We start from the raw sequence: 1,434 nt of genomic DNA, 5'->3' as shown, positions 1-1,434 counted from the left end.
GTCCCCGTCCCCGACCCGCTCGTCCACCGCGCGATCGAGCGCCGGGCCGCCGCCGCCCCGCGCGCCGTGGCCGCCGAACACGCCGGCGCGACGATCACCTACGGCGAGCTGGACCGGTACGCCGACGCCGTCGCCGCCCGCCTGGTCCGTGAGGGAGTGCGCCCCGGCGACCACGTCGGACTCTTCGTCCGCCGCTCCGTCCCGATGCTCGTCGGGCTGCTCGGCATCCTGAAGGCGGGCGCCGCCTACGTCCCCCAGGACATCGGCCTCGCACCCCCGGCCCAGCTCGGCCACGTGGTCCGGACGGCCCGCACCCGGATCGTCCTCACCGTCGCCGAGCACGCGGCCCGCGTCCCCCGGGGCCCCCGGGTGATCACCCTCGACGAACCGCTGCCGTACGAGCCTCCGGCCGCGCCCCCGCGGACCGTGCGCCCCGACGACGGCTGCTACGTCCTGTTCACCTCCGGCACCACCGGCCGCCCCAACGGCGTGAAGGTCACCCACCGCAATGTCGCGAGCCTCCTGCTCACCGAACCCGGTGGCCTCGGCATCCGGCCCGGCGACCGGGTGGCCCACCTCCTCAACGTGGCCTTCGACATGGCGGCCTGGGAGATCCTCGGCTGTCTCACCCACGGCGGCACCCTCGTCATCCGCGGCCGGGACCTCACGGCGACCGCCCGCACGGCCGACGTCCTGATCGCCACCCCGACCGTCCTGTCCGCCATCGACCCGGCGCTCTGCCGGCGCGTGCGGACGGTCGCCGTCGCCGGCGAGCCCTGCCCGCGCCCCCTCGCCGACCGCTGGGCGCGCCGGGCCGCCTTCTACAACTGCTGCGGCCCGACCGAGACGACCATCGTCAACACGATGAGCCGCCACGACCCGTCGGCTCCGCTGCTGACCATCGGCCGTCCCACCCCCAACAACACGGTCTACGTCCTCGACGCCGACCGTCGCCCGCTGCCCATCGGGGCGGTCGGCGAGATGTGGGCGGGCGGCGCCGGCGTCTCGGCGGGCTACCTGGACAACCCCGCGCTGAACGCCGAGCGTTACGCCCCCGACCCCTTCCTCGGCGGCGGGCACCGGATGTTCCGCACCCGCGACCTCGGCCGCTGGACCCCCGACGGTCAGCTGGAACACCTCGGCCGCACCGACGACCAGGTCAAGGTCCGCGGTTTCCGTGTCGAGCTCGACTCCGTCTCCTCGGTCCTGGAGTCCGTCGAGGGCTGCGCCCGCGCGGTGACCCTGAAGCGGGACGACCGCACCCTGGTCTCCTTCGTCTGCCCGGCGGACGTCGACCCCGAGCGGGCCAGGCGGGCGGTCGCGGAGGTGCTGCCGTACTACTGTGTGCCCGAATCTGTCATGCCCCTGCCATTCCTGCCGGAGACGGACCGCGGCAAGATCGACAAGGCGGCGCTGCTGCGGACGGCCCTGGAG

At 74.8% G+C, this 1,434-nt stretch carries 1 protein-coding gene; it reads left to right on the top strand.

Translation table 11 applies throughout. The annotated features are described in order from the left end of the window. Positions 1 to 1,434 (top strand): amino acid adenylation domain-containing protein (locus EHS43_RS44485; protein ID WP_125196049.1); only part of this gene is annotated, 1,434 nt, incomplete at both ends.

The sequence above is a fragment of the Streptomyces sp. RP5T genome (assembly GCF_003933965.1).
Lineage (GTDB): Bacteria > Actinomycetota > Actinomycetes > Streptomycetales > Streptomycetaceae > Streptomyces.
Note: the sequence above shows the minus strand (reverse complement) of the source record. Positions and strands in the feature narration are given on the sequence as shown.